28 protein-coding genes are annotated in these 26,360 nt (G+C 40.2%); 6 read left to right on the forward strand and 22 right to left on the reverse strand.

Going from position 1 to position 26,360, the window contains the following annotated elements; translation table 11 throughout:
- Positions 1–2: 2 nt before the first annotated feature.
- The 11 genes from ODU46_RS03285 to ODU46_RS03335 all read right to left on the reverse strand — a co-directional run bounded on the left by ODU46_RS03285 (position 3) and on the right by ODU46_RS03335 (position 12,689).
- Entirely contained in the window at positions 3–890 is an 888-nt protein-coding gene (locus tag ODU46_RS03285) for a branched-chain amino acid ABC transporter permease (protein WP_012027482.1), read from the reverse strand.
- A gap of 200 nt (positions 891–1,090) precedes the next feature.
- Positions 1,091–2,260 carry an ABC transporter substrate-binding protein gene (locus tag ODU46_RS03290; protein ID WP_398579218.1) on the reverse strand — a complete coding sequence of 390 codons (1,170 nt, stop codon included), beginning with the start codon at positions 2,258–2,260 and terminating at the stop codon, positions 1,091–1,093.
- A gap of 131 nt (positions 2,261–2,391) precedes the next feature.
- Positions 2,392–2,664 (reverse strand): YlbG family protein, encoded by a 273-nt coding sequence (locus ODU46_RS03295; RefSeq protein WP_014638365.1) that lies wholly within the window; start codon positions 2,662–2,664, stop codon positions 2,392–2,394.
- A gap of 126 nt (positions 2,665–2,790) precedes the next feature.
- A complete protein-coding gene (locus ODU46_RS03300; protein WP_223375679.1) occupies positions 2,791–3,402 on the reverse strand; it encodes an ATP-dependent Clp protease proteolytic subunit in 612 nt (203 codons plus the stop codon).
- A 101-nt stretch (positions 3,403–3,503) separates the two neighbouring features.
- On the reverse strand, positions 3,504–4,133 hold the full coding sequence (gene upp / locus ODU46_RS03305) for a uracil phosphoribosyltransferase (RefSeq protein WP_012027487.1): 630 nt from the start codon (positions 4,131–4,133) through the stop codon (positions 3,504–3,506).
- Between the two features lie 79 nt (positions 4,134–4,212).
- Positions 4,213–5,829, reverse strand: a complete 1,617-nt coding sequence (locus ODU46_RS03310) for an alpha-glucosidase (protein ID WP_398579219.1) — start codon at positions 5,827–5,829, stop codon at positions 4,213–4,215.
- Positions 5,830–5,900: 71 nt separating this feature from the next.
- Positions 5,901–7,349 carry a sucrose phosphorylase gene (gene gtfA, locus ODU46_RS03315; protein WP_398579220.1) on the reverse strand — a complete coding sequence of 483 codons (1,449 nt, stop codon included), beginning with the start codon at positions 7,347–7,349 and terminating at the stop codon, positions 5,901–5,903.
- A gap of 69 nt (positions 7,350–7,418) precedes the next feature.
- Positions 7,419–8,249, reverse strand: a complete 831-nt coding sequence (locus tag ODU46_RS03320; protein ID WP_024391950.1) for a carbohydrate ABC transporter permease — start codon at positions 8,247–8,249, stop codon at positions 7,419–7,421.
- Between the two features lie 10 nt (positions 8,250–8,259).
- Positions 8,260–9,132, reverse strand: a complete 873-nt coding sequence (locus ODU46_RS03325) for a carbohydrate ABC transporter permease (RefSeq protein ID WP_044692240.1) — start codon at positions 9,130–9,132, stop codon at positions 8,260–8,262.
- Between the two features lie 134 nt (positions 9,133–9,266).
- Complete coding sequence (locus tag ODU46_RS03330; RefSeq protein ID WP_167787081.1) at positions 9,267–10,502, reverse strand: extracellular solute-binding protein; 1,236 nt, start codon at positions 10,500–10,502, stop codon at positions 9,267–9,269.
- Between the two features lie 12 nt (positions 10,503–10,514).
- Positions 10,515–12,689 (reverse strand): alpha-galactosidase, encoded by a 2,175-nt coding sequence (locus ODU46_RS03335; RefSeq protein WP_398579250.1) that lies wholly within the window; start codon positions 12,687–12,689, stop codon positions 10,515–10,517.
- A 105-nt stretch (positions 12,690–12,794) separates the two neighbouring features.
- On the opposite strand from ODU46_RS03335, the gene ODU46_RS03340 reads away from it, so the two are divergent.
- Positions 12,795–13,634, forward strand: coding sequence for an AraC family transcriptional regulator (locus tag ODU46_RS03340; RefSeq protein ID WP_002937318.1), 840 nt, complete (start codon positions 12,795–12,797; stop codon positions 13,632–13,634).
- A 31-nt stretch (positions 13,635–13,665) separates the two neighbouring features.
- Here the strand turns inward: ODU46_RS03340 and ODU46_RS03345 are convergent, their stop codons facing one another.
- Both ODU46_RS03345 and ODU46_RS03350 read right to left on the reverse strand, forming a co-directional pair.
- Entirely contained in the window at positions 13,666–14,826 is a 1,161-nt protein-coding gene (locus ODU46_RS03345) for a MalY/PatB family protein (RefSeq protein ID WP_024384884.1), read from the reverse strand.
- Between the two features lie 3 nt (positions 14,827–14,829).
- Positions 14,830–15,921: a cystathionine gamma-synthase gene (locus ODU46_RS03350; protein WP_074391807.1), complete on the reverse strand. Its 1,092-nt coding sequence runs from the start codon at positions 15,919–15,921 to the stop codon at positions 14,830–14,832.
- Between the two features lie 477 nt (positions 15,922–16,398).
- Here ODU46_RS03350 and ODU46_RS03355 point away from each other — a divergent pair, with 477 nt between their 5' ends.
- The 4 genes from ODU46_RS03355 (at position 16,399) to ODU46_RS03370 (ending at position 18,006) form a co-directional block, all read left to right on the forward strand.
- Positions 16,399–16,653 carry a hypothetical protein gene (locus ODU46_RS03355; RefSeq protein WP_202846142.1) on the forward strand — a complete coding sequence of 85 codons (255 nt, stop codon included), beginning with the start codon at positions 16,399–16,401 and terminating at the stop codon, positions 16,651–16,653.
- A gap of 9 nt (positions 16,654–16,662) precedes the next feature.
- Positions 16,663–16,914: a hypothetical protein gene (locus ODU46_RS03360; RefSeq protein WP_024407104.1), complete on the forward strand. Its 252-nt coding sequence runs from the start codon at positions 16,663–16,665 to the stop codon at positions 16,912–16,914.
- Between the two features lie 80 nt (positions 16,915–16,994).
- Positions 16,995–17,744, forward strand: a complete 750-nt coding sequence (locus ODU46_RS03365) for a tRNA1(Val) (adenine(37)-N6)-methyltransferase (protein ID WP_105212362.1) — start codon at positions 16,995–16,997, stop codon at positions 17,742–17,744.
- Positions 17,734–18,006 carry a GIY-YIG nuclease family protein gene (locus ODU46_RS03370; protein ID WP_274807082.1) on the forward strand — a complete coding sequence of 91 codons (273 nt, stop codon included), beginning with the start codon at positions 17,734–17,736 and terminating at the stop codon, positions 18,004–18,006. Before ODU46_RS03365 ends, ODU46_RS03370 begins: the two co-directional genes overlap by 11 nt.
- 14 nt (positions 18,007–18,020) lie before the next feature.
- Here ODU46_RS03370 and ODU46_RS03375 read toward each other — a convergent pair whose 3' ends face one another.
- The 5 genes from ODU46_RS03375 to ODU46_RS03395 form a co-directional block, all read right to left on the reverse strand.
- Positions 18,021–18,632, reverse strand: coding sequence for an FMN-dependent NADH-azoreductase (locus ODU46_RS03375; protein WP_398579221.1), 612 nt, complete (start codon positions 18,630–18,632; stop codon positions 18,021–18,023).
- A gap of 119 nt (positions 18,633–18,751) precedes the next feature.
- Positions 18,752–19,162 carry a GNAT family N-acetyltransferase gene (locus ODU46_RS03380; protein ID WP_398579222.1) on the reverse strand — a complete coding sequence of 137 codons (411 nt, stop codon included), beginning with the start codon at positions 19,160–19,162 and terminating at the stop codon, positions 18,752–18,754.
- A gap of 130 nt (positions 19,163–19,292) precedes the next feature.
- Positions 19,293–20,873, reverse strand: a complete 1,581-nt coding sequence (locus ODU46_RS03385; RefSeq protein WP_024407111.1) for a DEAD/DEAH box helicase — start codon at positions 20,871–20,873, stop codon at positions 19,293–19,295.
- A gap of 433 nt (positions 20,874–21,306) precedes the next feature.
- Positions 21,307–21,900 (reverse strand): YitT family protein, encoded by a 594-nt coding sequence (locus tag ODU46_RS03390; protein ID WP_024386456.1) that lies wholly within the window; start codon positions 21,898–21,900, stop codon positions 21,307–21,309.
- 77 nt (positions 21,901–21,977) lie between these two features.
- Complete coding sequence (locus ODU46_RS03395; protein ID WP_002936200.1) at positions 21,978–22,361, reverse strand: PH domain-containing protein; 384 nt, start codon at positions 22,359–22,361, stop codon at positions 21,978–21,980.
- A gap of 226 nt (positions 22,362–22,587) precedes the next feature.
- On the opposite strand from ODU46_RS03395, the gene ODU46_RS03400 reads away from it, so the two are divergent.
- Positions 22,588–23,340, forward strand: a complete 753-nt coding sequence (locus ODU46_RS03400; RefSeq protein WP_318802727.1) for a hypothetical protein — start codon at positions 22,588–22,590, stop codon at positions 23,338–23,340.
- 109 nt (positions 23,341–23,449) lie between these two features.
- On the opposite strand, the gene ODU46_RS03405 is transcribed toward ODU46_RS03400, so the two are convergent.
- The 4 genes from ODU46_RS03405 to ODU46_RS03420 all read right to left on the reverse strand — a co-directional run bounded on the left by ODU46_RS03405 (position 23,450) and on the right by ODU46_RS03420 (position 26,201).
- Complete coding sequence (locus ODU46_RS03405; protein WP_398579223.1) at positions 23,450–23,728, reverse strand: hypothetical protein; 279 nt, start codon at positions 23,726–23,728, stop codon at positions 23,450–23,452.
- Between the two features lie 151 nt (positions 23,729–23,879).
- Entirely contained in the window at positions 23,880–24,047 is a 168-nt protein-coding gene (locus ODU46_RS03410) for a hypothetical protein (RefSeq protein WP_398579224.1), read from the reverse strand.
- Positions 24,048–24,209: 162 nt separating this feature from the next.
- Complete coding sequence (locus ODU46_RS03415) at positions 24,210–24,446, reverse strand: hypothetical protein (RefSeq protein WP_398579225.1); 237 nt, start codon at positions 24,444–24,446, stop codon at positions 24,210–24,212.
- A 210-nt stretch (positions 24,447–24,656) separates the two neighbouring features.
- The gene (locus tag ODU46_RS03420; protein WP_002935863.1) at positions 24,657–26,201 is read right to left on the reverse strand and encodes a peptide chain release factor 3; all 1,545 of its coding nucleotides are present in this window, start codon (positions 26,199–26,201) and stop codon (positions 24,657–24,659) included.
- Positions 26,202–26,360: the final 159 nt, after the last annotated feature.

Here is a 26,360-nt window from a genome sequence, read left to right on the forward strand (position 1 = left end):
GGTTACACCTTCTCTTTCACATTTTTACCAAGAATACCACTTGGACGCACCAAGAGGATGATGATCAAAACAGTATATACGATTGCATCGCGGAAAGTATCGAATTCAATCACATAGGTAAATGTTTCGATGATACCGATAACGAAGCCACCAAGCGCAGCACCTGGAATAATACCGATACCGCCCAATACTGCCGCTACAAAGGCTTTCAAACCTGGGGTCATCCCCATCAAAGGCTCAATCTGGTTGTAGTAGAGACCTAGGAGAACACCCGCAGCACCCGCAAGAGCTGACCCAAGAGCAAAAGTAAAGCTGATTGTACGGTTTACATTGATCCCCATAAGCTGAGCTGCATCGCTATCTACAGAAACCGCACGCATGGCCTTCCCCATTTTTGTACGTTTGACAATTAATTGAAGAGCGACCATCAACGCAAGCGATACACCAAGAATAATCAACTGGATATTGGTAACAGAAACTGGACCAAGGTTAAAAGTCACAGCTTCGATTGCTTGTGGAAAGGCTTTTACGTCTGCTGTAAAGAATTTAATCATAGTGTATTCTAAGAAGAAGGATACACCGATAGCCGTAATCAAAGCTGCAATACGTGTTGAATTACGCAAAGGACGATAGGCTAAAAACTCTATAACGACACCGAGAATAGCCGTCCCTACCATCGCTAGAATGAGAGCAACAAAGAAACGCGTTCCGCCATCTGCAATAAAAGTTAAATTATTTAATAGGAAGTACCCCATAAAAGCACCCATCATATACAAATCACCATGGGCGAAGTTAATGAGTTTGATAATTCCGTACACCATGGTATAACCAAGGGCCAAAAGGGCATAAACAGAACCAAGAATCAAACCATTGACAAGTTGTTGAAGCATAGGTTCACCAATCTTTCTAAATATTTTTCGAGCTCAATAGCATTATTACATTATACAAAATTTTCTGAAAATAAGCAAGTTAGATAGAGAGTTTAATCATTAAAATTACCGAAAATTTAACCAAATTTTAAAGCAACATGTATACTATTCTATACATTCTGGCAAGTGAAAAAGAGGGATTTCCCTCTTTTCGTCCACTATTAGTCAATAGAGATAGTATCTACAGATGATTCTTCTCCGTTTGTTAAACCAACAACATAAACTGATTTAACGACATTGTGCTCTTTGTCAACAGACATTGTACCAGTCACACCTTCAAAGTCTTTCAGAGCTGCAAGATTAGCTTTCACTGCTGCTGAATCAGCTGCACCTTTTGCCGCTTCTGCTGCCATGTAAACCGAGTCGTAAGCTAGAGCTGAGAACATTGATGGCTCTTCATTGTATTCTTTCACATAGGCATCATAGAATGCTTTTGCTTTTTCACTTGCTGATGTTACAAATCCAGAAAGGTAGTAAACATTTGATGCTGCTGATGCAGTTGCCAATTCAGTAAATTGTGGTGAGTCAAAACCATCTGAACCAAGAATTGGCTTGTCAATACCCAAACCGCGTGCTTGCTTCACAATTGTACCTGTTTCATTGTAGTAACCAGGCATGATGATGGCATCAAATTCTTTATCTTTCAATTTTGTCAAAGCAGCTTGGAAATCCTTATCGCCAGAAGCAAATGTGATTTCTGAAACAATTTCTCCTTTGTAAGCCTTCTTGAAAGCCTCTGCTACACCCTTACCATAATCAGAAGAGTTGTCAAAGTAAAGAACAACTTTCTTAGCTGACAAGTTCTCAGTAGCGTATTTAGCCATAATTTGACCTTGGTATCCATCTGTAAAGGTTGTACGGAAGAAGTATTCTTGGACCTCACCTTTATCGTTCACAACCAGGTTTGTTTGAGTTCCTGAAGGAGTAATCATAGGAACACCAGCAGATGTCAATGCTGGAATAGAGGCTGCTGAAGCTCCTGATGTAGCAGGACCAATCACAACGTTTGCCCCTTCACTTGCCAAGCTTGTTGCAACAGTAGCTGCCTCTGCTGTTTCAGACTTGTTGTCTTTTGTAATCACTTCGATTTTTTTGCCGTCAATACCACCCGCAGCATTGATTTCTTTCACAGCAAGGTTGGCACCTTTTTCCTCTGTTTGACCATAAGATGAAACAGCACCTGACAACTCCAAGTTGTAGCCGATTTTAAATGTATCACCTACAGAAGAACCTGCGGCTGAAGTATTGGTTGTCGAAACATTACCACATGCAGCAAGTAGAGCTACAGAGGCAAATGTAGCAAGCGCTACTGCAAATTTTCTTGTTTTCATGAAAACTCCTTAAATCTTTCTTAAATTTTACGATGTATCTAATATACTGAATTATCTGAAAATTGTCAACAAAAAAAGAAAAAATTTTTAAAATAAAAAATTAGCAGGTATGTATCCCCTGCTAATTCCGACTATCCTGCGACTGATGGTTCTTCATCTCTCCATAGATTACCTACAAAGTTTTGGTCTAATTCCTTAATGTACGAAGGAACCACTTTTTTTACAAAACGTTCCTTTTTCAATTTTAATATGGTAGCTTCTACTAGTTCTTGATCCATATACACCAAAACATATCGCAATCGTTTGGAATGGTAAACAATATCTCCATATTGACTGAGTTTACGTGCATCACGATTGTAGTGTAAATAGACAGTTAAGCAAGTGCGATTTTTCTTCTCAAACATGTCTTCTCCTCTAAAAATTCTCTTTCTATATTATACCGTTTTCAATGATAAATGAAAAGCTCCAACTACCTGTAAAAGAGTTGGAGCTAATAGGAATAGTCAGTGTTATTACATATTTGTCACTGCTTATTTGACTTTTGTATTGTCCATAATCTGGTCAATAAATCCGTAAGCCAAGGTTTCTTCTGCTGACATCCAGTAATCACGTTCTGCATCCTTATGGATTTGCTTGACTGTCTTACCTGAATTGTCTGCCAAGATTTTTTCTAGCTTATTACGTGTTTTTAATAGGTGCTCTGCTGCAATAGCCATGTCTGTTTGCTGAGTGCCACCACCTGTTCCACCCATCGGTTGGTGAATCATGTACTCTGCATTTGGCAACATGAAACGTTTGCCCTTGGCACCGCTTGATGCAATGATGGTTCCCATGCTCGCAGCTGTTCCCATAACGATGGTTTGAACATCAGCTTTAATGAAATTCATCGTGTCTACAATGGCAAGACCTGCTGACACCGATCCTCCTGGCGTATTAACATAGAGGTAAATATCCTTTGTAGGATCTTGGGCATCAAGGAAAAGCAATTGTGCAATGATAGAGTTTGCCATATTGTCCTCAACTGGTCCTGTCAACATGATAATGCGATCCTTGAGCAAACGGGAATAAATATCATACGAGCGCTCACCACGGCTAGTTTGTTCAATAACTACTGGAATCATAAAATTACTCCTTTTCGAGATTTTCTGTACCCATTATATATGAATAGTCAAAATTGGTCAAATAAAAAACACGATTTCAGGAAATGAAAAAGAAACCAGCAGAGCTGATTCCTTTTAATCAATTATTTTGTACCGAACAAGCGGTCACCTGCATCTCCCAAACCTGGTACGATGTAGCCTTTTTCATTGAGTTTTTCATCCAAAGCTGCTGTGTAAATATCAATGTCTGGATGTGCATCTTGAAGAGCTTTTACACCTTCTGGAGCTGAAACAAGAGCAACAAATTTGATATTTGAAGCACCGCGTTTTTTCAATGAATCAACTGCAAGAATAGCTGAACCACCTGTAGCAAGCATTGGGTCAACTACAAAAATATGACGTTGATCAATGTCTTCTGGTAATTTCACAAGATACTCAACGGGTTGAAGGGTTTCTTCATCGCGGTACATACCGATGTGACCAACTTTAGCTGCTGGTACCAAGCTTAGCAAACCATCAACCATACCAACACCTGCACGAAGAATTGGTACGATAGCTAATTTTTTACCTGCAATTTGTTTCTGAACTGTTTTAGTGATTGGCGTTTCAATCTCCACATCTTCAAGTGGCAAGTCACGCAAAACTTCGTAACCCATCAGCATCGCGATTTCATTAACCAACTCACGAAAATCCTTTGTTGAAGTAGATGTACGACGAAGGATAGACAACTTATGCTGAATGAGTGGGTGTGAAATGACTTGGAATTTCCCCATGATGATAAAACCTCTCTTTTTTGTTTTTTCTATTTTACCAAAAAAATTGAAAAAATGCTTGAGAATATGGCAAATTTATTTATTTTTTGAAAACGATAGCTTCAAAAGGTCTCAACATCCCTTTATTAATCGCCTCTTCGTTTTCATAATTGTTCATAAAAATAGAATATTCTTCCACAGCTATAGTATAAGCCTGCTCCTGGCTTGAAAAGTTTACTAATATGATGAAATCATCCTGTTCATCATATTTACGGTAAGCCATTACCGAGCTATTTCCAGTCTCCATCACTTCATATTTTCCTTCAGACATACAAGGATACTCTTTCCGAAGAGCGATTAATTTTTTATAGGTATAGAAAAGCGATTGTTTGTCTGCAAGTGCTTTTTCAACGTTGATGTCTTTGATAGTATCTCCCAAAGCCAGCCAGGCTTGACCTGTACTGAAGCCCGCTCCTTCTGCTCCTGTCCATTGCATTGGACGGCGAGCATTGTCACGACCTTTGGCATTTATAGAAATAATCAATTCCTCCTTGGTGAAGCCATTTTCAATCCGTTCCGCATACATGCGACGTGTTTCAATATCGTCCGCTTGGCTAATATCTGTAATCGGAGTATTGATCATACCGATTTCCTCACCTTGGTAGATATAAGGTGTCCCTGACATAAAATGAAGATAAATAGCCAACATTTTACCACTTAGCTCACGAAATGCAGGTTGATCATCACCGAAGCGAGAAATGGCACGAGGTAAATCATGGTTATTCCAGAAAAGTGAGTTCCAGCCTTTACCAACCAGTTCAGTCTGCCATTTGGATAGAACCTTATGCAGACGAGCTGGGTCAAGCGGTGCCAAATCCCACTTTTCTTTCCCTTCCTGCTGATCAAGTCCTACGTGTTCAAATTGGAAAATCATCGAAAATTCTTTTCGATCAGGATGCGAATATAACTGAGCATTTTCTGGATTGGCACTCCAGGTTTCCCCGACAGTCACTAAGTCGTATGCACCAAAGGTTTTCTCATTTAATTCCTGAATAAGAGGATGGAGAGTCGGTCCATCAGCTGTAATTAATTTTTCCGGTTCTTTTCCAATCAAATCAATCACATCTAGCCTGAAACCGCCGACACCTTTTTCAATCCAAAAATTGATCATGTCCCAGATTTCTTGTTTCAGAGCAGGATTTTTCCAGTTCAGATCTGGTTGCTTAACAGAGAATTGGTGGAGATAGTATTTGTTCAGATGTGGAACGTATTCCCAAGCAGAGCCTGAAAAGGTCGAGCGTAATTCATTCGGCTCATCAGCCCAAACATAATAGTCATAATAGGGATTATCTGGTCCTTTGAGGGCTTCTTGAAACCAGAAATGTTCATCCGAGGTATGATTGAGCACCAAATCCATGATTATTTTGATATTGCGCTTATGGCCTTCTGCAATCAGCTCTTCCATATCTTCCATGGTCCCAAATTCTGGAGCAATTCCTTGGTAGTCACTGATGTCGTAACCATTGTCATCCATGGGTGACTGATAAACAGGACTGAGCCAAATAGCATCAATTCCTAGCTCGTGAAGATAGTCTAATCGGCTGATAATCCCTCGAATATCCCCTACTCCATCTCCATTTGAATCTTGAAAACTACGAGGGTAAATTTGGTAAATGACGGACTTCTTCCACCAATCTGTCTTTTGTATTTCTGACATTTGATTGATCCTTTCTGTACAATCTTATTTACGCAAGAAAAGGGGAATCCCCCTCTTTCTATATAATCATATTATAACTCAATTGTGGTAATTTTGCCCTCTTCTATTTCAACAATTTCAAAGGTTTTTTCTTTTAGGTTTGCTGTTAGACGGGCAGACACCCCTGCATCTTGATTATTCCAGAAAATTTCCATACTTGTTTCATCCAGCATCTTAACAGAAAACTCTCCGTCGAAAGCTGGACTTGTATTGCGGAATTTAAGGAGTCTGAACAAGGATTGTACAACTGGCCGTTGTACTTCGTGCTCAATTTCTTCCAAATCATAGTAATGGCGATTGATATTGCGACCTTCCTTACTTGATTCTAAAAGTTCAATATCATTTTCGCCTGCAAGTAAACCAACATAGTAAATCTGTGGAATACCTGGTGCAAAACATTGAAGAACTCGCGCTAATAGGTAATCTTGATCGTTATTGCCAAGGGCAGAATAATATGTACAGTTAATCTGATAAATATCCAAATTATTATAGGCTTCTGTACTATAAATTTTCTTCACATTAGCACCTTGTGCATATAAGGCTTCACGCGTCTCCTCTGTCTCCTCATCCGTCAGCAAATCCTTAACGTCCACAACACCTATTCCATCATGTGTATCAAGAGTTGTAAATTGCTTACGAGGGCAAATCTCCATCCAGTGAACCAGACGATTGACATGACTAGAATACAAAGCGTGGAGAACCAGCATTGGCAAGGCAAAGTCATAAACATAATAATCCTGTTCCGCAATTTTTTGCTGAATGGTGTAGTGTTCATGAATTTCTGGTAAGATTTCTACATCTTTTGGTGCTAATAACTGACGTGGAAAATGGAGCATTTCCCAAATATCAGGCTCCACAAAGAAACAGTTGGTTCCTATTTTTTTATTGGCATAAGCAAAGGCGTCCAAACGAATAATCGAAGCTCCATGTTCTGCCAACTGTTCTAAATTTTCTTGGATGAACCGACGTGTTGTCTCTGTAGTCACATCCAAGTCAATCTGTTGCTCATCAAAGGTACACCAGACCTTCTCCTCGCTACCATCAGCAAATGTTGCAATTCTATATGGAGCACGAGGTTTGCGTTTGTATATCAAATCAACATCTTCTTGTGTTGGCTCACCATTTGGCCAAAAGTTTTTATAGCGAATAAACAAATCCGCATAAGCTGATTTATCTTTCTTTTCAAGAAAATCAAGGAAATAAGGAGATTTTGCAGAAATATGATTGATCATAAAATCGAACATGAGATAGTAGTCTTTGCTTAGTGCTTCAATATCTGACCAATCTCCAAATGCAGGATCTACCTTTGTATAATCCATTGGCGCAAACCCACGGTCACCTGATGATGGGAAAAACGGCAGAATATGGATACCTCCCACAACATCCTTCAATGGCCCCTCAAGAACTTTTTTCAAATCCTTGAGATTCTTGCCTAAACTATCCGAATAAGTAATCAACATAGCTTGATTTTTAATTTTCATAGATTTTCTCCTTTGCAAGCCTTTTCTTTTTTCATTGTTAGAAAAGGTTGAACAAGTCAACCTTTCGATTTATTTGACAGAACCACTCGTCATACCTGAAATAATATGTTTTTGGAAGATGAGGTAGACAAGTAGGATTGGGATAATTCCTACAACATAGGACGCAAATGATGGTCCATAATCACTGAAATACATGCCTTGATAGTTGTATTGGAAAAGAGGTAAAGTCCACATACTTTGATCACGGTTCAATACTAGTAAAGGCAAGAGGAAATCGTTCCAAACCCAGAGGGCATTGATAATCAAAACAGTTGCATGCATAGGTTTCATAAGTGGGAAAATGATTTTCCAGTACATGGTAAATTTATCACAGCCATCAATAGCTGCCGCCTCATCCATTTCTTCAGGAACAATGGTCTTAATATAGCCGACGTAGAGGAAGAGGGCCTGAGGAACTGCATAGGTCAAATAGAGGATAATCAAACCGACAATATTGTTCAAACCAAGGCTTGACATTAATTTGGTCATTGGGAGCATAATCACTTGGAAAGGTACAAAAATCCCAATAATCAAGAAAAAGTAGATAAAGTTAAACACTGTCTGGCGTTTCATTTGACGGGCTACGGCGAAAGCTGCCATTGGAATAACCAGTAAAATCAAGCCAACAGCTACAATCGTAATCAAGGCAGAATTGCCAAAATATTGTACAATCCCATCATTAAACAAGCGTTCGTAGTTATTTAAGGTGAAATGTTCAGGAAGACCAAAGAAGTTGCTCGTGATTTCCTTGGTTGGTTTAAACGAACTTATAATCGTCACAAGTAGCGGAATAAACATGAAGAGAATACCGCTGAAGAGCACGAGATAGACCCACCAATTTTTTTGTTTTTGAGTATTCATGACAGTCCTCCTAAATTTCAAATTTCTTCGAAATTCTCATCTGAATCAATGAGATGACAATAATGAAGATGAAGAGTACTACAGCCAAAGCATTGGCATAAGAGAATTTGTTGTCTACAAAGGCATAGTTGTAAACGAGTAAACCCAAGGATTCTGTTTTGCCATCTGGTCCACCACTTGTCAATGCAAAGATAAGATCAAATGCTGTCAAACCTGATTTCATAGCCAAGATGAAAACCATACTGATAGATGGCAATAAGAATGGAAGCTCAATGTTGAAGAACTGTTGAGAACGACTTGCACCATCGATTGCAGCTGCTTCTTTCACATCTTCTGGAATACTTTGTAAACCAGACAAGAAGATGATGACTGGCATCGCCAACCCTTGCCAAAGAGCTACAAAAAGTACAGCTAGAATGACCGTATTTTCTTGAACCAATAAGTTTTCCATCAACCAATCGATATGCAGAATCTCACCAATCTGTGTAAAACCATAGTTGAACAATTGGACAAAAATCAATCCTAAAGTGACTGTGGATAGCACTGCTGGGAAGAAATACCAAGTTCTAAAGAAACCAACTGCTTTAATCTTACGATTGAGGAGACTAGCCAACCAAATCCCTATAACAATTTCTCCGATGACCAAACCAATGGTGAAGATAATGGTAAAAGTCATGGAAGTATAAAAATCAGGATTTTTTAAAATATCTAAGTAATTCTGAATACCGATTAGTTTGAAATCAGATGTTAATCCATTCCAATCCGTCAAGCTATAATAGATACCTGTAAATAGAGGATAGAAGAAAAAGATTAACTGTAAGCCAATTGGTATGGCAACAAATAGATAGGGCCAATATTTAGCAATAAATCCTTTTTGATTCATCATGGTACTCCTTTATTAATATGTTATAGTTACTTAGTCTCAGTTCAAGGAATCCCATAGGGCTACTAAAACTGACACTAGGCAACTATAAGGAGGCTAGGCTGCAACTAGCCTCTGCTTATAGTTTTTCTGAATTATTTTTTCATTGGGTCAAAGAATGCATTCAGTTTTTTCACTAATTCTGCTGAGTTTGGATTTTTAACCATTTCAACAGTGATATTCCAGAACTCTTCTTCTGATTCCCATTCAGATTGCAACCAAACAACGTGTTTGTCAGTGAAGGCATATTGTGTCACTCCAGCAGTTTCTTCAAACTTGCCTTCAGTGTCTACTCCTTCAACTGAAGTTGGTGAGCCATCTACATCATAGTATTTTTGCATTACTTCTGGACGAGAGAGGTATTCTAGGAATTTTTTAGACTCTTCTGGATGCTCTGTATCTGCGGAAATAGATAGAGCAAGGTCTGCTGCACCGATGGTATAGTCGCCACCTTCTTTATCACCAGGGAAGGTAAACATACCATATTCAAATTCTGGTTCTTGTTGGTTAACAGCTGTAGCTGCCCATGTACCTTGTGGAAGCATGAGAGCATCTCCTGCCGCAAAAGCTGCCACTGCATCTGCATAGAGTGCTCCTGTTGCACCTTTTTGTCCATTATCTGTCAACAATTGCAAGCGTTCTAAGACAGCTTTTGTTGTAGCGTCATCTTGAATCGCTCCCTTTGCACTGCGGATCAGAATATCTTCAGCACCATCAAATCCACCCGCAACAGTTACCCAAGCTAACTGATGGTAGCCGTTCAATGACCAAGCATCGTTCAATGAAAGAGCAAACGGTGCTGCACTACCATCAGCCTTGATTTTGTCTACCAAAGCCACAAATTCAGCATAGGTAGTTGGAACTTCGAGCCCCAACTCTTTGAACTTATCTTTATTATAGTAAATACCATAGGCATTTGCTGTCAAAGGAAGGGTGTAATTTTTTTCATTAACAAGATAAGGCGTTACAGCACCATCTTTTAGATGACTAAGACCTGCATCATCACCAATTTCTAGGAAACGACCATCCGCTGCGTATGCTTTGAAGTCCGCATTTTGTGGATAAATGTTGATGACATCTGGCGCTTCGTTATTTGCCATACGGGTTTTTAAAACAGTTCCTGCATCTGGTACATTTGAAAATTTAACATCAATCGTAGGATTTTCTTTTTCAAAATCATCAATAATTTCCTGCAGAGTCGCTTGCATTTCAGGTTTTTGTGAGAAATATTCAATTTCTACCTTATCGCTACTACTTGCATTCCCACAAGCAACCAAAAAGCTGGCAAAAGCACAAACCGATGCACATTTTAAAAATGTTTTCATTTTCATTATAAAATCCTCCTAGATTTTGTTAAAAATATATTGTACACTAAAATAATCTTTTTGAACATGTGGCATTGTAAGACCAATGTTCATCAGTTCATCCCCATAGAATGTTTCTCCCAATTGAGGGCATTCATACAAGGCATCTGGGTCTAGCCCCTTCAACCGGACATGAAGCAATGGTGCCTCCGGTTTAGCAAGAATTTTTACAAATGTAAAGACCGCTTGATTCTTATCTTGACTAACATAATTGGCAGCCCAGGTATTGGTCGTCTTTTTCAGACGGTAGAGCTGACCGAATTGTATAGTTTCACGAATGGAGTGATAGGTTTCGATTTGCTGACTGATTTCATCCAATTCCTTTTCCGAAAGTTTCGTTAAATCCAGCTCGTAACCAAATGCTCCTCCCATCATAGCCACATTGCCTCGTGTAGCAAGAGGTGTGATACGACCAACCTGATGGTTTGGAACGGCAGAGACGTGTGCACCAATTGAGGAAGGGGGATAAATCAAACTAGTACCTTCTTGAATAGATAAGCGCTCAATCGCATCTGTATCATCACTTGCCCAAGCTTGCGGCATGTAATACATGATTCCCAAATCATTACGACCTCCACCGCCTGCACAGGATTCGAAAAGAATATCTGGGAACCCCTTGGTAAGGTGGTCTAATACACGGTAGAGACCTAGCATGTAACGATGGTGGAACTCAAAGCGCTGGTCATTTGCTAAACCTTCAGGGATATTGGTGATATTACGGTTCATATCCCATTTTACATAAGAAATATTGGCTGATTCTAATATTGAAGAGACGCTATCAATGATGTAGTCACAGACTTCCTGCTTGGTCAAATCCAAAACTAATTGTTCTCGGCTGTAAATTGGTAAGCGTCCTTCTGTGCGAATTGCCCAATCAGGATGTTCACGATAAAGATCGCTATCAATAGAAATCATCTCTGGTTCAAACCACAGTCCGAATTTCATGCCAAGCTCATTTATTCGCTCTGCTAAGCCATTCAAACCATTTGGCAACTTATCCAAATTGACTTTCCAATCGCCCAATGAACTTTCATCGTTGTTTCGTTTACCAAACCAACCATCATCCAGAACAAATAATTCAATACCAGCTCGACTTGCGACCTGAGCTAACTGTAAAATCTTTTCTTCTGTAAATTCAAAATAGGTCGCTTCCCAGTTGTTGATTAAAATGGGTCTTGGTTTGTTTACAAACGATGATCGAATGAGGTGTTTTGTGATAAAGTGATGACTATTTTGTGTCATGCCAGTAAATCCTTTATCAGTATATGATAAGAGAACTTCTGGAGTTTGAAACCGGTCATCCTTATCCAATTGCCATGAGAAATAGTGACTTTCCAATCCTAATCCCAATCGACTGGTTTCCATGGCTGTCGTTTCGACAAATGCTGTAAAGTTGCCACTATAGACAAGGTGGGCCGCATAAACATCGCCCTTGTCCTCACTTGCATCGGGTGAGGCTAGTGCTAAGAAGGGTGTTCTTGAGTGACTTGAAGCACCTCGAATGCTACCAATCGAATACTGACCTTTTGTCAATGGGGTCTGTGTCCACTCTTTTTCATAAGCATAGCGTCCTGTCAAGCTGTGAATAATGAAATCTTGATGTGGAAAATCAAGAGTTGCAGACAAGACCTTCTCTAGTTTGCATGGATATTTGCCAGTTTGAATTGTAGCTGACCGTGCGAGATAAGAAGCTTCTTCAAAAACAGAATACTGAAGTGTTACGGTAACATCTGTCAACTGATCATAAAGATCAATTTCAAGACTCTCTACTTCTTCTTGATTTCCAAAACTTGCTGGTAACCCCCTCAGTTCTTTTTTCCCCTTGTATAATCGATACTCTTTGTATTTTAGGTCAAGAGTAACTCCAAATTCGTTCCGAACATCTATTGCTGAGGTTCTAAAATCTCCCAGACCATTGCTAGAATATTCGAGTGGGAGGACATCCAATGAATATGTCCTATCCCCAGTAATTGGACTCGGAGAAAACGATCGATCTAAATATGTTATTTTGTTTCCATCGCTAAATTTTTCGATTTTTTTCCCAAAATAACGATGAACCAGATCTCCTGTTTCCAACACTTGGATGATATAAGAGAATTCTCTTGTTTTCAGGTGAAAAATCTGTTTTATTTCATGAATCTCAATCACATTCATCTCTCCCATCTCTTCTTTATGCTATTATTTTACAAAATGAAAACGCTTTATTTAATAGCCTTTTGTATTTAAAACATGTTATAATGTTTCCTAAGGAGGAGTAAGATGAATATTCTGAACATCTATAACGAGCTTGATAGTCACAACTTTGACCTAAATGTAGACCATTACGGTGCCGAACAATGTGACAAGGGCTATTCCTTCGGTCCTACTATCCGTGATAATTTTGTCCTGCATTTTATTACAAAAGGAAGAGGAAAAATTCTTGTTGATGGAAAAACAAGCTATCTTGCTGCAGGCGATTTATTTATTCTTCCAAAGGATGTTTCCATTTTCTATCAAGCTGATGATATAGATCCTTGGACCTATATATGGGTTGGCTTTAGTGGATCACGAGCAAAAGACCTACTGAATCAAAGTCAACTGCTAGAAAACTACTACCTCCACTCCAATCTAGAGTCACCAATTCTAGGCTACATGCATCAGATTAACCATGTTCAGATGCATCCCATCCCCTCTATCACAGAATTGGTCTTAATTGGCTATCTCAATCAACTCTTAGCAGCACTCATCGAGGAATTTCCAAGTGAAACATTAATTAAGCCTGAAACACAAACCAAGCATTATGTTCAGCAAGCCATCAAGATGATCCATAACCACTATGCTCATCCAATTAAAGTTTCTGAAATAGCAGATTTTCTAGCTCTAAGCCGAAGCTATCTCTATAAAATTTTTAAGCAGGAAACTGGCTATTCTATCAAAGATTATATTTTACAAGTAAAAATGAATCGTTCTTGTCAACTATTAGAAGATGCTTCTCGGAGTATCACTGAAATCGCCTATTCTGTCGGCTACCAAGACCCTCTTACCTTCAGCGCGGCCTTTAAAAATTATTTCCATATGAGCCCGACAGAATTTCGAAAAACACAAAAAAATAAGGATTAGGTGATTATACTTACACCTAGTCCTTATTTCTTTATCCAAAAACCTTACCAAGTCGCTGACAAGCTTCTTCAATGACATCAAATGGAGCTGCCACATTCAGACGTGCATGGTGCTTACCTTCCTTACCAAAGGTCAAACCATCATTCAAAATCAACTTCGCTTTACAATGAAGAATATCAAAGAGCTCCGCATGCTCTAACTCATAAGCAGAAAAATCAAGCCAGATGAGGTAGGTTCCCTGGGGCTTCATGACCTTGATCCTTGTATGGGTTGTCAAATACTCCTCAACAAAGTCTATATTTCTCTCCAAAATAACCTTCAACTCCTTCAACCACTCATCTCCATAAGTGAAAGCAGCTTCCGTGGTTAACAAGCCAATCGTTGGAATCTCGTGCTGATTATTTATCAATTGACGCTTAGCGAAAGTCTTGCGAATGCTTGGATTTTCAATGATTGCAAAGCTATTTTTTGTACCAGCAATATTGAAGGTCTTGGTCGCAGATGATAAGATGATTGAAAACTCTTTAAAACTTTCATCCACTGTGTTAAAGGAATAATGCTTGTGACCATATAAGGTCAAATCTTGATGGATTTCATCTGAGACAAGGATAACACCATGTTTCTGACAAAGACGTCCAATCGCCAAAACTTCCTCTCTTGTCCAAACCCTACCACCTGGGTTGTGGGGATTACAGAAAATATAGAGTTTAACTTGATTCTCTACAATGTCCTTTTCAAGCTGGTCAAGATCAAGCCTAAAAATACCATCCACATCAACTAGTGAATTGGTGACTAGCTGACGATTGTTTAATTTGACAGTCCGTGCAAAGGGTGGGTAGACTGGCGTGTTAATTAGGACTGCATCCCCTTCTTCGGTCAAAGATTGAATAGCTACAGATAAAGCAGGAACAACTCCTTCGATGAGTAGGATGGATTCTCTTTCAATCTTATAGCCATGCTGTCTATCTTCCCAGTCAATAATAGACTGATAGAGGCTATCACTAGCATAAGGATAACCAAAAACATGATGATCTGCGTAGTCACGGATAGCTTGGCGAATTTCTGGAAGTGGCTCAAAGTCCATATCTGCAATCCACAAGGGTAAGAGTTCTTTATCCGTCTCTACCTTTCTCCATTTTTCTGCATGCTGGGATAGGCGATTCGGACTATCTATAAAATTATACTGTGTCATATCTTATCCCTCCAAGGCTGTTTTTAAATCTGCAATCAAGTCTTCCGCATCCTCTATACCAATAGATAAACGAAGTAAATCATCTGTCAAACCGTAAGAATGACGGGTTTCAGCTGGAATATCTGCGTGGGTCTGAGTGGCTGGATAGGTAATCAGACTCTCTACTCCACCCAGACTTTCAGCAAAGGTAAAGACTTTCAGGGTGTTGAGAATATGGGGAATCCGACTTTCATCTACCACCTTAACAGAAATCATCCCACCTTTTCCTGTGTAGTAAACTTGCTTGACTGCTGGACTCTTCTCCAAATAGGCAACAATTTTCTGAGCATTTTGTGTCGCCCGCTCCATTCGAAGCGAGAGGGTTTTGAGTCCACGCATGAGTAAGTAAGAATCCAGTGGAGATAGGGTTGGCCCCGATGTATTTTGGTCATAAAAGAGCTTATCATATAGGGCTTGATCATTGGTCATCAAAGCGCCAGCTAGTACATCATTATGCCCAGATAGGTACTTGGTTGCTGAATGTAGGACAACGTCCGCTCCTAGAACAAGTGGATTTTGATAAATAGGGCTATAAAAAGTGTTATCGACAATTACCTTAGCACCTTTGGCATGGGCGATAGCCGAAACCTTAGCGATGTCAAACTCCACCATGAGTGGGTTGGTCGGCGTCTCCAGATAAACATAGTCTGTCTCTTCGGTGATGGCTGCAATCAGCTCCTCCTCGGTGTTTGCATAGGTAAATTGAAATCTACCGATACTCTCTTGCTCATTGAACCAGCGGAAGGAACCACCGTACAAATCACGCGCCGCTACCACTTGACTCCCTACAGGAAAACCATTAAAAAGTAAGGCCAGAGCAGCCATTCCCGAGCTCGTTGCTAGGGCATAGTCGGCTTTTTCAATAGCTGCCAAAGTCGTCTCTAGACTGGCACGTGTCGGATTTTTTGTTCTCGTGTAGTCATAACCTGTCGATTGACCAAACTCAGGGTGTTGATAGGTCGTCGAAAGGTGAATAGGGGAAATCAATGCCCCAGTTTTTTCATCGTTATTGATGCCAGTATGTGCCAAAATCGTATCAATCTTATAATCTATCATAACATCTACTCCATTCTAACTTACAATCTAGTCTAGCATGAAATAGGAGATTTGGTGTGAAAAATATCCAAAAATACTTATAGAAAAACAGCAAGCTTTGTTATAGTTTTTATTTATAACAATATCTCCCCCCTTACATATACTTGCTGGATTATCCATTATTAATTTGATATAATGACAAAGAGGTGGTCATTATGAAAATCAGATTCAACAAATACTTCTACCGTTTCAGTAATTTTTATTCTATGGTATTTTGGATTTGCTTTCTGCTACCAACTGCCAATGATAGCTTTGATCAGTGGCCACTCTGGTATACAAGCCTAATTCTAATAATCATTCCTATTCATATTTTCAGGGCTTTTTTCCTCAACGAAGAAAAGGAGCTCACTCGCATAGGTTATATCTTCTATATCGGATTGATTGTATTGATTATTTTCCTACGTTTTATTTTTGGTAAAAAGCTGAAAGGAGACAAGAATGTTTAAACAATTCAATACAGCATTTTATCGAACTTGGGAATTTTATTTCTCCATTCTTTGTATCCTACAAGTGATTTATGCTGCTGTAAATGGACCGTTTTGGTTTATCCATTTTCTCAAGCTTGGAGTCGGACTTTATGCTGGTTATCTAGCTTTCTTTAAGTCACGTAGCTGGATAAAAAAAACATGGCAGATTTATCTGACGATTGGATTGATTGCTAGTTGGATAATCATTTCCTTCTTTGTATTGTGAGGATTTTCTATGTTTAAGGAATTTAATAAAGAATTTTATCGGAGTTTGAATTTTTATTTGATGATATTGTTGCTTCTAGGAAGTGTAGGGGAGTGGCTAAATAAGGGACCTAGCCTCTGGCTTGCACTCTTGCTATTTGCGACTGTCGGTACTGCCCGTAGTGCCTTTTGGTCTAAAGAATGGATCTTGAAAGCAAATTGGCAAATCTATCTCTGTATCGCCTTCTTGTTGGTCGGGGCTTGGATTGAATTTTTTAGTTAGATTGAAAGGAGCGTGATATGCGCTCCTTTTTTCTTCCAAAATGGACTGAGATTTTCTGCTAAAGATGGTATAATAAAACCATGCAAAAAATTGAGTTATTAGACGGGGAGCGGATTGACCAGCTCTTCTCGACAGATGTTCAGATTATTCAAAATCGGGAGGTGTTTAGCTACTCCATCGACAGCGTCCTCCTCTCACGTTTTCCAAAAATGCCTGCTCAGAAGGGGCTAATTGTTGACCTTTGTAGTGGAAATGGGGCGGTGGGCCTCTTTGCCTCCACACGTACTAAGGCTCAGATTATTCAGGTCGAGTTGCAGGAACGACTTGCTGACATGAACCGCCGCTCCATCGCCCTCAATGGTCTGGAGGAACAGGTTTCGGTTATCAATGACGACTTGGCAAACCTGCCCCAGTATAATTTGAGGTCCAAGGTGGATTTGATGCTCTGCAATCCTCCCTACTTCAAGGTAGACGAGGGTTCAAACCTCAATGAAAGCGAGCATTATCTTCTGGCCCGACACGAGATTGCAACCAACCTAGACAGCATTTGCCAGGTGGCCCAACAGGTGCTCAAATCCAATGGTCGCTTGGCCATGGTCCACAGACCCGACCGATTTTTAGATATTTTGGACACACTAAGAACCTACAAACTTGCTCCCAAACGTATCCAGTTTGTCTATCCCAAGGCCAGCAAGGAGGCCAATATGCTACTAATTGAGGCTATCAAGGACGGCTCGGTGGACGGTCTGCACATCCTGCCACCTCTGGTTGTCCATGAAGAAAACGGCGACTATACTCCGGCTATTCATGAGATTTATTATGGAAAATAAGGCCTACTTTTATGTCTTGGAATGTGCCGACGGGAGTCTATATACTGGTTATACGACTGATGTGGAGAAGCGGCTTGCTACCCATAATCGTGGGAAAGGGGCCAAGTACACCCGCGGACGCTTGCCTGTCAGCCTGCTCTATCAAGAAGCCTTTGCTAGTAAGCAGGAAGCCATGTCTGCCGAGGCACTCTTTAAGAAACGGAATCGGAAAAGTAAGTTAAACTATATCGCAGAGATGACTCAAAAACCTCGCTCCAGATAGAGCGAGGTTTTGGCTTAAAATGTTTCCAAAATCCTATCAATTTTGGACATTGCCTCAGCATAGATAGCCTGAGCCTGACTTGGATCAGCTGATTGCCCTTCAATGAAGACCTGATGGATGTCTTCAAAGCCCAGAAACTCAAAGATAGACTTGATGTATTGGGCTGCTGGATCTTGACCTGCGTAAACTCCACCATTGGACTGGATATGCAACAATTTTTTGCCCTTGACCAGACCGATAGAGCCTTCAGATCCATACTTGAAGGTCAGTCCTGCAACGTTAATGGTATTAATCCATGACACTAATTGACTTGGCACATTGAGGTTCCAAAGGGGATTGACCACGACAATCTTATCTGCTGCAAGAAATTGTTGGGTCAAGGCATTGTAGCGGTCCAACTGCTCCGCTTGTTCAGGACTGATTTCTATACCTTTTTTTGCTGCTCCCATAGCCTCTAACAAGGACTTGTCTAAGGCGGGAATCTGGTCTTCAAAAACATCTACTAGTTCAATCCGATCTTCTGGGTGCAAACTGGCGTACCGAGTTTGAAACTCTTCCAAAGCCCGCAAGGCGTAGGACTTTTGTGCGTCGAGGGGGTGGGCCTTTACAATTAATACGGTTGCCATTGTTCATCTCCTTTGTTACTAATTATTGATAAATATATTCTACTCTTTTTTATTTGAAATTCAAATCATTTGCTCGAAGCAAAAGGCTGGTCTCCCAGCCTCTGCATTCAAAACTGTTATCATTTTTTTAAATAGGTGTAGGCGACACAGTCCAGGCTATCAACGGCTGTAAAGCCAATTGCCTCATAGAAAGACCGCGTTTTCTCAGTATTGTCCGTCAAGAGATGCAGCTGATAAATCCCTGAAAAGTGGGTAATGGCCTGCTCCAAAAGCTGACGCCCAATTCCTTGTCGCTGATAGGTTGGCAGGACCAAGATGTCCTGAATAAAAACGATTGAATGGCCGTCACCAACTGCTCGCAAGAGACCCACGAGACGATCACCGTCAAAGGCCGCAAGAACAAACAGGCTATGTTCCAAAGCCTTCTGTAACATGGCAGGCCGGTCAGTATAATTTGTCCAACCAACTGAATCATAGAGGTTAAGGACAGCTTGAAAATCAAGTTGAGGATGTTGTTTGTAAGTAATCATGATCTTCTCCTTTGTATTGTTTTTTAGAATACAAAGGCTTTATCCATTGCCAAAATGCCCATGGTCTTACCTCCTGTTTTGCTACTTCTAGTATAACAAAAACCGCTCCAATTATGAAGCGGTTTTGAGCTTATCTCTCGCCTTTATTGCGGATAACAAAGCCTGTTTTCTTTTCACTTGATGTGCGTTGGTGTGGTTTTTTGTTGTCCTGACGGCGGTTGTCACGTTTGAACTTGTCATCACGACGGTTGCGGTCGTTACGATCACCACGGCGTCCTCCGCGGTCTCGGTTGCGGTCACCGTCACGACGGCCACCACGATCACGGTCGCGACCACCACGGCCACCCTTGCCCTTAGCTTGACCAGGTGCAAACTTGAATGGCAAAGGTTTTTCACGCGCAATTTCTACCTCTGGCAGGCTTTCTGGATCCTGAACAGTCAAGGTCAATACATAAAGCGCTAACTCTTCAGGGGTAAATTCAGCTGCCAACTTGACTGCATCTTTCTTGAACTTATCGAAATTGCTACGGATGGTTTCATCAGCCATTTCGCGCTCAATCTTTTTCAGGGCAACTTTTTTCTTAGCCTCAAAGGCCTCCTGAGCAGTTGCTGGCTTGAGACCTTTCATACGTTTCTTGGTCAAATCTTCGATGATAGCCAAGTAGCCCATTTCGTTTGGCGAAACAAAGGTAATAGACTGACCTGATTGACCCGCACGACCTGTACGACCGATACGGTGCACATAGCTTTCTGGATCCTGTGGAATATCGTAGTTATAGACATGCGTTACACCTGAAATATCCAATCCACGCGCCGCAACGTCTGTCGCAACAAGGACATCAATCTGATCGTTTTTAAAGTCACGAATAACACGGAGACGTTTATTCTGGTCCAAATCTCCGTGGATACCTTCTGCACGGAAGCCACGCAATTTCAAACCACGAGTCAATTCATCGACACGGCGCTTAGTACGACCGAAGACGATAGACAATTCAGGCTGGTCAACATCCATGAGGCGTGTCATGGTATCAAATTTTTCATGTTCTTTGACACGGACATAGTATTGGTCAACGTTCACATTGGTCAATTCCTTAGCCGCAATCTTAACATGCTCAGGCTCTTTCATGAACTTGACACCGATACGCTTGATTGGCTCTGGCATAGTTGCAGAAAACAGAAGGGTTTGACGGCTTTCTGGTACACGTTCGATGATTGCTTCAATATCGTCCAAGAAGCCCATGTTGAGCATTTCATCAGCCTCATCAAGAATGAGGGTTTCAACACCGTCAAGCTTGAGGGCCTTGCGTTTGATTAGATCCAACAAACGCCCTGGCGTACCAACAACGATGTGGGCACCTGAGCGAAGGGCCTTGATTTGTTTTTCAATGCTTGATCCACCGTAAACAGAGCGGACTTTCACACCCTTTTCACGACCAAATTTGAAAAGCTCTTCCTGACTCTGAACCGCCAACTCACGCGTTGGGGCAATAATCAGGGCTTGTACAGCTTGATTATTGATGTCAATTTTATTGAGGGTTGGCAGACCAAAGGCTGCAGTTTTCCCTGTACCCGTTTGGGCTTGACCAATCACATCTTTTCCTTCCAGAGCAAGCGGAATGGTCTGCTCCTGGATAGGTGACGGCGTTTCAAAACCTGCCTTCTCAACGGCAAGCAAAATATCTTCTGATAATTGTAAATCTGTAAATTTCAATGTATTCTCTTTTCTAAAAGGCAGTGCGAAGCTACCTTATCTAACTTTTTTGTAACAAGATATCCGGGTCGAACCACTGATATTGGATTTGCAACTTACCAAGTATAACACAATCTAACAATAATAGTTAGTATTTACCTTTAAAAACTTAATAATACGTTTTCATGAGGAGTCCATCATTTTTATAGTCATTTGAATTAGCTTTGATACATTGACACTTTCGGTTTGCCCTACTCGAGTACCAGCTCCTTGTCTGAAAGTTATACTCTTCGAAAATCAAAATCAGACGTTGTTGACTTGATTTGATGAACTTCAGTTCTATCTGCATCTGCGTCGCCTAGTCTGTTTTTAATTTTCATTGAGTATTAATTCATTCGACTATAAGAAAAGAGAAAACTAGTTATACATGCACAACTGGGTTTCTCTTGTATTTTTATTTATGATTATTCTTTTTCAATGCTTGCAAGAACCAGTCCAAACTTTTACTGATAATGACAACCATTACCAATGTCCAAAATGTTTTTACAAGCCCAATTTTAAAAGCCAAAGGAGTTACCACAAATACATCAAAAATGAGAATAACGGTGGAAATCTTCCATTTGAAATATTTATTACACAACAATGCAATAATATCACTTCCTGCCGTGGACCCGTTTCCATAAATGACTAGAGCCATTGATAAACCTGTCACCAATCCCGCCAAGAGAGCAGAGGGAATCAGGGGCAACCATTTTATTTGCAGAAAAGTCGTATAATGCATGGTTAAGGACATAGTAGCAACCGCTAAGAAAGTATAGAAAACCGTTAACTTACTCAAAAAGCGATAGGCTAATACAATCAAAATCCCATTCAAAACAAAACTGGACAGACTTGTTTCAATCCCTGTCGTATAAAACAAAAGTAGGGTAACACCAGTAATCCCACCTTCGCCAAATTCATGTGGAATGATGAGCATATTCAAAACAAGGGCATATAGGATTGCCCCAAAACATATCAATAAGCAGTCTCTCCATTTTATCTGCATCATCTTCTCTCCTCACAAACAGTCCACCTTAGTATATCAAAAAAAGCAGAAAGCGGATAGCCACTTTCTGTACTTTTTTCCTATTTTCCTAAGACAGCTGAAGCCAGAGCTTTTTGAATAGCAATGACACTCTTATCGCTCTTAAACTGAAGAATTTCAGCAGGTTCAACAGCCGAAGAAATCCATATTTTCAGCTCAGCATCTAAGTCAAAATGACCAGAGGTTTCTACCGTAAAGCGTGAAATCGAGCGGTAAGGAATCGATTTATAAGATACCTTTTTCCCAGTCATTCCTTGCTTATCGACCAAAATCAATCGATATTCTGTAAAAACAATCAAATCACGAACCAGACTAAATGCCATCTCAACCTGTTCATTATCCAGTAGAACATGCTCCAATTCCTGTTCAATCTTATCATTATCCATTTGCGAGGCATTACCTAGTAAACCTGAAAATAGTCCCATAATATGGCTCCTTTGGTATTTTTCTATAGTATAACACAAAATAATGAAAATAGGCTACTTTGTCCTTGTCAATCATACGTCACAAGACTTCCGCTCTCCTTCTTCATCTACTTCTGTAAGGCGAGGAGGCTCGACACTTCCTCCTCACCTCTGTACACTAATATAGCCATTGACAGAGCAAACAAACTATAGTATATTGAAAAAGGGGGAACAGAAGGAGAATATTATGGAAAACACAGCTACTCAAGCTTTCGAAGAACTCGTTGCGGAACAGAAAAAGAAACGTAATCGCATTCTTGGAATAATCATCACTATCTTTACGACTATTATCGTATTTTTTGCCTGTCTTGCATTATTCAAATATAATAGTGGCAACATTAGCGGTACGTGGCGCAATTCCCAAGCTGAACAAGATATTGTCGAAACCAGTATCAAGGAATTGCAAAATCAACTTCCAGGTATCGATAAAACGTGGATTGATGCAACTTATACGATGACAGTCGTAGATAAGAAAGCTGTCTTCACCGCTACAACAAGCTTTGATATTCCTAAAATCGCAAAATTAACCTTGGATCAAGCTTACAAGGTAATGTTAGAGGAAGCACAAAAAGAAGCAAGTTCTCTAGGAATTTCCGTAGAAGAATACTTAACAACCGCTCTCGGAGCAGACTATGAAAAGCAATTGAAATCATTTCTACCTACACAAGCCGAGGCGGAAAAAGAATTTCATAAGTACCAAGACGAGTATGCTAAAGAACTAGGTGCCACATACAATCAAGAAACTGGTACTATCTCAGCTACCTTTTTCGAGGGAGAAGTCGATCAGCTCTTCCATACCGTGACCATTACAAAAATTAATGACGCAGCCATCAACCAGCTAACTACATATGATATTTCTGTAAAAGATATTATTTCCTATTCTCGCAAGGGAAATACCACTATTATTAACGGAAATGAAGAATTTACTCTAGAAAAATAACAAACAAGGACGAGTTGTACAAAGCTCGTCCTTTTATGATTTTCATATCAAGATGTAGCATACATACTCAGAAGCTTATAATGCTTAATTGCTTTAAGGACTTTAAACATCATAACTCAACCTTCTCATCAAAAACGGATAAGAATGACAATTTAAACTTGAGATAGCGTGGCAAATAATCAAAATAAATATCACAAATGAAGAATCCAACTGCTATAAGAGAACTTATCAAAAATACCTGCTGATTTCCAGACAAAGCCGACTCAGAAACCCGAGCATAGACGAAACCTGTCGCTGCTAAAATCAGAGCATAAACAACTGAAACCAAGCTATAGATAAAAAATTCTGAACGACACTTTTTTAGGTAATGGAACATTGCTATCGGCATCTCTGATTGATTCGAGTATTTGTTTTTAATACAATTATATTAAAATAGTGTATATTTGCAAAAGAAATATAAAAAAGCCAGGACTTGCCTGACTTCTTAAGTTAATTTGTTATTCATCTAAATTGATTGTTGTTTATTTCTATATTTTCAGTCACAAATTAAGACGGCTAATCCCATGCTTGTCAATCATATTTCGCAGGTATCGATTAATCGAAAGTCGAATATCCTGAATTGATTTTATATCACGAATGACTGTACCATCATTTAATTCTAAATCATAAACTTCATAGTTCTCGTCTACAAATTCATCAAACTTCATTTTTTGAACAAAATCTTTGAAATCCTTAAACTGTTGTAACCAAAGTTTTGTAAATTCTTGTTGATAAGCTGGAGACATTGGCGTTTTTAATTTTGGTTGGTCAAAATATAATTTTAAGTCATACAGTAAACAATCAATCCTATCTAAATAGGCAACGTAACGCTAGGTATTAATTGTTGGTAATTTATGTTTTGGCCAAATAAAATGTAAGTCACTGTTTCCACGTACTCTTTTATAATCTTCAAGCCATTTATCAAAGTCACCATTATGTAATTTCACTAATTGTTTCCGACCACAAACTATATCAGCTGACAACCTAATTCTTTGTCCAGCAACCTCCACTTCAAGATGCGTTGGAGTAACCTTTTCCAGTGGGGCAAAATCATAACGTTGAGACAAAACTCTGTACAATCAATATCTCTGGCATCCGGATCCCATAATAGAGTTGTAAAAATCACCTCAATACTTGAAGTAGAAGTCGTTTGAAGAAGTCGATAATAGTCACTATTATAAAATTGATTAAAACGTTGTATATTTTCCTTATAAACCTTCATCAGCTCACCACCTATATCGCCGTATACAGAAATAAAACAATCTAAAATTCCTTTGTTACATCTTCTCCTCCAACTCCACATCAGGATATTTGTCCGCGAACCAGCGGAGGGCGAAGTCGTTTTCAAAGAGGAAGACGGGTTGGTCAAAGCGGTCTTTGGCTAGGATGTTGCGGCTTGATGACATGCGTTCATCCAGGTCTTCTGGCTTGATCCAGCGGACTGTCTTTTTACCCATTGGAGTCATGACTACTTCGGCATTGTACTCGCCTTCCATGCGGTGTTTGAAAACTTCAAACTGGAGCTGACCAACGGCACCCAGCATATACTCGCCAGTCTGGTAGTTCTTGTAGAGCTGGATAGCCCCTTCCTGTACCAGTTGCTCGATTCCCTTATGGAAGGATTTTTGTTTCATGACATTTTTAGCGGAAACTTTCATGAAAATTTCGGGTGTAAAGGTTGGCAGCGGTTCGAACTCAAACTTGTTCTTGCCTACTGTCAAGGTATCTCCTACCTGATAGGTCCCTGTATCGTAAACCCCGATAATGTCACCCGCCACTGCATTTTCCACATTCTCACGAGATTCGGCCATGAACTGGGTCACGTTGGACAACTTGGCTCCCTTGCCTGTACGAGGTAGGTTAACCGCCATACCGCGTTCAAATTCGCCCGAAACCACACGGACAAAGGCAATGCGGTCGCGGTGACGAGGGTCCATGTTGGCTTGGATTTTGAAGACAAAGCCTGAAAAGTCTTTGTTGAGCGGGTCAATGACATCCCCTGTCGTTGTCTTGTGACCATGTGGCTCTGGAGCAAACTCCAAGAATGTATCCAGGAAGGTCTGCACACCAAAGTTTGTCAGGGCTGAGCCGAAGAAAACAGGTGTCAAATCGCCGTCCAAAATCGCCTGTTCTGAAAATTCATTCCCAGCTTCCGCCAAAAGTTCAATATCATCCAGAACTTGGGCATAGAACGGGTTAGACCCAAAGAGCTTGTCACCCTCGTCCAAGCTTGCAAATCGCTCGTCACCTCGGTAGAGTTCCAAGCGTTTGTTATGGAGGTCATAGAGTCCCTCGAAAGATTTCCCCATACCGATTGGCCAGTTCATTGGATAGCTGGCAATGCCCAAGACTTCTTCCAACTCTTGTAGCAAATCAAGTGGCTCACGACCGTCACGGTCCAACTTGTTGATAAAAGTGAAAACAGGAATATTGCGGTGCTTCACAACCTCAAAGAGCTTTTTGGTCTGGGCCTCGATACCTTTGGCAGAGTCCACCACCATGACAGCCGCATCCACCGCCATCAAGGTACGATAGGTATCCTCAGAGAAGTCCTCGTGCCCTGGTGTATCCAAGATATTGACACGCTTGCCTGCGTAGTCAAACTGCATAACAGAGGAGGTAACAGAGATACCACGTTGTTTCTCAATATCCATCCAGTCAGACTTGGCAAAATTACCAGTCTTTTTCCCCTTGACCGTACCTGCTTCACGAATCTCACCCCCAAAGTAGAGCAACTGCTCGGTAATGGTTGTTTTACCCGCGTCCGGGTGAGAAATAATCGCAAAGGTACGGCGTTTCTTGATTTCTTCTTGTAGTGACATAATGTTTCCTTTTCATTTTTTGTATTTTGATTCATAGCAGAGCTGAGCTCTTATCTTATTCGATTTACATTGGATTCATCCTTATTCTTTACTAGACAACTCTCTTATTATATCGGAAATAAGGGAATTTTTCAAACTATTGAAGAATAGGTCTACAGA

The organism is Streptococcus sp. 2020WUSS089, assembly GCF_044427405.1.
Taxonomy (GTDB): domain Bacteria; phylum Bacillota; class Bacilli; order Lactobacillales; family Streptococcaceae; genus Streptococcus; species Streptococcus hashimotonensis.

Bases quoted from the DNA above. Each gene is read 5' to 3' on its own strand.
- ODU46_RS03285 (WP_012027482.1), bottom strand. From the start codon at position 890: ATGCTTCAACAACTTGTCAATGGTTTGATTCTTGGTTCTGTTTATGCC.
- ODU46_RS03290 (WP_398579218.1), bottom strand. From the start codon at position 2,260: ATGAAAACAAGAAAATTTGCAGTAGCGCTTGCTACATTTGCCTCTGTA.
- ODU46_RS03295 (WP_014638365.1), bottom strand. From the start codon at position 2,664: ATGTTTGAGAAGAAAAATCGCACTTGCTTAACTGTCTATTTACACTAC.
- upp (WP_012027487.1), bottom strand. From the start codon at position 4,133: ATGGGGAAATTCCAAGTCATTTCACACCCACTCATTCAGCATAAGTTG.
- ODU46_RS03310 (WP_398579219.1), bottom strand. From the start codon at position 5,829: ATGTCAGAAATACAAAAGACAGATTGGTGGAAGAAGTCCGTCATTTAC.
- gtfA (WP_398579220.1), bottom strand. From the start codon at position 7,349: ATGAAAATTAAAAATCAAGCTATGTTGATTACTTATTCGGATAGTTTA.
- ODU46_RS03320 (WP_024391950.1), bottom strand. From the start codon at position 8,249: ATGAATACTCAAAAACAAAAAAATTGGTGGGTCTATCTCGTGCTCTTC.
- ODU46_RS03325 (WP_044692240.1), bottom strand. From the start codon at position 9,132: ATGAATCAAAAAGGATTTATTGCTAAATATTGGCCCTATCTATTTGTT.
- ODU46_RS03330 (WP_167787081.1), bottom strand. From the start codon at position 10,502: ATGAAAATGAAAACATTTTTAAAATGTGCATCGGTTTGTGCTTTTGCC.
- ODU46_RS03335 (WP_398579250.1), bottom strand. From the start codon at position 12,689: ATGAATGTGATTGAGATTCATGAAATAAAACAGATTTTTCACCTGAAA.
- ODU46_RS03340 (WP_002937318.1), top strand. From the start codon at position 12,795: ATGAATATTCTGAACATCTATAACGAGCTTGATAGTCACAACTTTGAC.
- ODU46_RS03345 (WP_024384884.1), bottom strand. From the start codon at position 14,826: ATGACACAGTATAATTTTATAGATAGTCCGAATCGCCTATCCCAGCAT.
- ODU46_RS03350 (WP_074391807.1), bottom strand. From the start codon at position 15,921: ATGATAGATTATAAGATTGATACGATTTTGGCACATACTGGCATCAAT.
- ODU46_RS03355 (WP_202846142.1), top strand. From the start codon at position 16,399: ATGTTTAAACAATTCAATACAGCATTTTATCGAACTTGGGAATTTTAT.
- ODU46_RS03360 (WP_024407104.1), top strand. From the start codon at position 16,663: ATGTTTAAGGAATTTAATAAAGAATTTTATCGGAGTTTGAATTTTTAT.
- ODU46_RS03365 (WP_105212362.1), top strand. From the start codon at position 16,995: ATGCAAAAAATTGAGTTATTAGACGGGGAGCGGATTGACCAGCTCTTC.
- ODU46_RS03370 (WP_274807082.1), top strand. From the start codon at position 17,734: ATGGAAAATAAGGCCTACTTTTATGTCTTGGAATGTGCCGACGGGAGT.
- ODU46_RS03375 (WP_398579221.1), bottom strand. From the start codon at position 18,632: ATGGCAACCGTATTAATTGTAAAGGCCCACCCCCTCGACGCACAAAAG.
- ODU46_RS03380 (WP_398579222.1), bottom strand. From the start codon at position 19,162: ATGATTACTTACAAACAACATCCTCAACTTGATTTTCAAGCTGTCCTT.
- ODU46_RS03390 (WP_024386456.1), bottom strand. From the start codon at position 21,900: ATGATGCAGATAAAATGGAGAGACTGCTTATTGATATGTTTTGGGGCA.
- ODU46_RS03395 (WP_002936200.1), bottom strand. From the start codon at position 22,361: ATGGGACTATTTTCAGGTTTACTAGGTAATGCCTCGCAAATGGATAAT.
- ODU46_RS03400 (WP_318802727.1), top strand. From the start codon at position 22,588: ATGGAAAACACAGCTACTCAAGCTTTCGAAGAACTCGTTGCGGAACAG.
- ODU46_RS03405 (WP_398579223.1), bottom strand. From the start codon at position 23,728: ATGCCGATAGCAATGTTCCATTACCTAAAAAAGTGTCGTTCAGAATTT.
- ODU46_RS03410 (WP_398579224.1), bottom strand. From the start codon at position 24,047: ATGAAGTTTGATGAATTTGTAGACGAGAACTATGAAGTTTATGATTTA.
- ODU46_RS03420 (WP_002935863.1), bottom strand. From the start codon at position 26,201: ATGTCACTACAAGAAGAAATCAAGAAACGCCGTACCTTTGCGATTATT.